The organism is Bombiscardovia coagulans (assembly GCF_002259585.1).
Classification (GTDB): Bacteria; Actinomycetota; Actinomycetes; order Actinomycetales; family Bifidobacteriaceae; genus Bombiscardovia; species Bombiscardovia coagulans.
In genome coordinates this window covers 1-3,885 of record NZ_MWWS01000010.1, presented here as the reverse complement: position 1 = coordinate 3,885, position 3,885 = coordinate 1, and the positions used below count along the sequence as shown (strand labels likewise).

Here is a 3,885-nt window from a genome sequence, read left to right as displayed (position 1 = left end):
CCCACCACACCACACCAGCAACAGACGCACCAACAACCCGCTGCTCACGAGACACCGGACCCACCGGATCACGTAAACCACCAACACGCGCATACCCCTGATTGACCACCACATCACCAGCCACATCAACCACCACCCGAGCAGCCAACACCTCACCAGAAGCAAACACACCCGCACGAGACACCCGCACCGCCCGACTATCCGCCACCGACACCGGACAACCAACAGAACCAAACTCAGCCTCGACACACCAACGCACCGACCCCGGCTCACCCACCCTGGGATCACGCGGCACATCAGCAGACACCGTATACTCCACACGCACCCCAGACGAACCACCACGCGTCACCGAAACCGACCGCAACAACGCCACACCAGCAAAACGACTACCAGCCACACCAGCAACCGGTAACACATCCACCAACACCACATCAGACAAACCACCAGACGTCGGCTGAGAATTACGCACACTCAACTCCCACACATTCGACTCCAATACAGCCGAACCCACACGATTCACCCCAACCGTAGGAGTCAAACTCCGCTTATCAACCGCCACACCCACAATATTGTCTACACGAACAGCCACCGACGACGTACGAGCAGCCAACATTGACTGATCAGCATCAGACCACACCACCACCGAATTCACATACGTACCATCATCAGCAGCAGACGACACCCGAGCCTCGAACACCACCTCAGGCACCTGCTCATTAACCAACTGACCAGTAAACTCCCACCGTAAATACGTCTCCCCCGGACCACACGCAGGCCGTTTCGCATCAACAGGCATAGACGACGACACCACCACAGGCCCCCCACCAGAACCAGCAGAAGGCACATACTCCAACGACGCCGGTAAACAATCCTCCAACCACACCCGATGACCCACCGGATCAGCACCACCAGCAGACGTCAACGACGCCCGCAACCGAAACTGCACCCTATCACCACCAGTAACAGCCACCTGAGGCACAAAACCACCAACACCAGCCCTACGCACACCAGAATCCACACCAACCCGAGCACGAGCCAACCGCAACCGATCACCAGGAGCACCAGCATGCCCCACCGGATCATACGAAGACACCCAACCAGGCCCCGACGCCAAGACATCACTCTTAGAAGTCTCGTGATTTACTTGAATATCTGATGCCCACATGGGAAGAAAGGTGCCGTCAGGCATATCATCAGCAGCAACCGTCAAACCAATAGATACAGAAACGTAAACTTTATCCCCTACAATCCCTACCGGTTCTGGTACGACTAGATACGTGCGTACTCTATTTACTGCGGTGTAAATACCTTGAGCAGCTTTGACCGGATCGTTACCAGGAACCAGATCAGGTGAGCTATACCACGTTACACTCGCGTTAGTAACACCAGAATCAGAGCCAGAAACCGGTTGAGCACCAGTACCATACTCAACTTCCAATTTCGGAGCCCTAGAATAATCATCAACGTAATGACTGTTATCATTCAAAACACCTGAAACCCATACGGGCTTGTTATGAACTGGATAACCATACAAGGTATTAGTAATTTGATTGTTAATCGTCATGTTAGTGAGCTGTGTTTTAGTACTATCCCAAGCAACACTCGAAACATGCGTCACCTTCGTTAATAAACTCGAGTTAGCACCACCAAGAAGCACTTGACTAATTACTCGTTGCCCAGGAGAAGCATTATTCTCACCACTGCGTATCCTTCCATTACCTGGAAGGCCAGCTACACAATCCGACCACCATGGCATGAATATTTCTCCCGGTGTGTTCAAACGATCACCAGGTACTCCCCCGAAGTAAGCATCAAATCCACCCGGAACTCTAACAATTAAGGGCAGTTGACGGTAATCATTGTAGGTAGGCTGCCCAGCACTGGTTAAGACATCTCCGTTATCAAATCCTTTCATTTCTAAGTTCGTATAGGTATTACGGGCTTGAAGACTCCAAGTCCCGTTGCTAAAAGAACCAAAATCCTTAACCGTGTCAACAGGCACATACACTTGCAGTGGTATAAACACGGCGTAGGCATATCCTGGTGAGATAGTATTGCCAGAATTATCAGTTCTAGGAACTGTTTTGAGTGACCAATCAGTATTTGCTATCGAAATATAAGCAGGGGTGCCAGGACCACCTTGCTGAACCCACGACATCGAACCAGAGTCCCGAACCGCCTTACCATGCGTCCATTGATCCGTATCTTTAGGAGCAACAAAACCTGGCGATCTAGATTGCCATATATCATCATCGGATATGACTGCTCCGTATTTGTTTTTGTCTGCGTTCATTCGTGCATATTGAGCAGGAGACAAGCCCGGAAACAATCGTTCCGGCGATAAATCATCAGTAACCTTAATCGGTTCCGCAGCTGGCATGGCACCCTTACCATCTGACCTCGCATAAACCGCTAAAGAATAAGCTATATAAAAACATGTACGGGTATTGTTTTGTGGGCATTTCGCAAATCGCGGACCATAAGTGTATCCGGAGTTTTCGTTGGTTTGGATACCATTCATGGTCAAATCCCATTTCAACGCCGAGGTAACCCTCACCACAGGAATAGGCTTATCCGTACCCACATCAGGTAAACCATCACCCTTCAACACCACAGACTGCGGAGCCAACAACGCATCATGATGAACCGCGTTACTCACCTTCAACGAAATCGCAAACGACTCCGTAGACCCATCCTTCGTACCCACATTACAAGACACAGTCTGCTCAGCTAAATCATCAATAGAATTCGCCGTATACGGCACACGAACCTCACCCGCAGACTCAGGAGACACACTCGAACCCTGACCACAAAACGCGGGTAAGGATTCGAGCATCAAGCCCTTAGGCAACGTGATAACAACAGTGGTGTTCTCAGAATGCACACCAGAAACCATGTAATCAACACGATACGTCACTAAATCATTAACCCGAACAACACCATTATGATCCGAAGAATCATTACCCGGCCTATCATTATCATCAAACACCGGGGTACCATCAGCAGCAACCACCATAGCGATAGAACGAGAACCCACATCACTAGCCGGACGAAGCAACCCATGAACACCAGCAACCAGTTGCCTTACCCCACGAACACCACTACCCCACGTGTGCTTCACCCACGTACCAACCCCACGCACACTAGAAGACAACGCAGACACCCACTGCCCACCAGGAACAACAGCAGCGAAACGAACACCCTGATACGATTGCACACCAGGTACTACTGGTTGATCATTGTGAACAGGCTTATGTGAAACAGTAGGCCCTGTAGGGTTAACAGGAGTAATGGGGGATGTTTGCCCTGGAACGCTAGATAAGCGTTCAGCAGCCTCATTACTGCTTGCAGGACGAGGGTTAACGGAAGAGTGAGTCGCTACTGATTGAATGTCCTGGGGGGGGGGTTAATTTGTCAGTAGCAGACACACCAGTACCAGCCTGACCAGCAACCATAACCGGCGCTACAAGCCCACCCAACACACACAGTGACACCACACCAACCAACAACCGCTTACCCACAACACGCAATTTCGGCACGAGAATCACCCCAACAAAAAACAGTAAACTCCCCCACGAGAAAAAAGAACAACACACGCCACTCCCCAAAGCCAGCATGCTCACCAAACCAGAATACCCAAACCACACACAAGAACACAAAAACACAACCAACACGAACGTAATTTAACAAAACCACACACAAACACACACACGCATGCCTCTTAAAAACACCCCACCCTCAGCAACCTTGCCTTCAGCATGACTTCAAGAGGTCACGAAAACTACAAGCGACGAGGCATTGGGGTTGAAAGAAAGACGGACTATTTTCCATAAGTTCACCATTGAGAAAGTATGGCTGTTCAAACGTGGCCAAAGAACAGAAACA

The 3,885-nt window shown here is 50.2% G+C and carries 2 protein-coding genes; both read right to left on the bottom strand.

Annotation, left to right across the window (positions count from 1 at the left end):
- The coding region (locus BOCO_RS07280; protein WP_211278703.1) for a hypothetical protein at window positions 1–3,217 on the bottom strand (3,217 nt) is incomplete at its 3' end.
- A 142-nt stretch (window positions 3,218–3,359) separates the two neighbouring features.
- A complete protein-coding gene (locus BOCO_RS07275) occupies window positions 3,360–3,539 on the bottom strand; it encodes a hypothetical protein (RefSeq protein WP_148140081.1) in 180 nt (59 codons plus the stop codon).
- Between the last annotated feature and the right edge of the window lie 346 nt (window positions 3,540–3,885).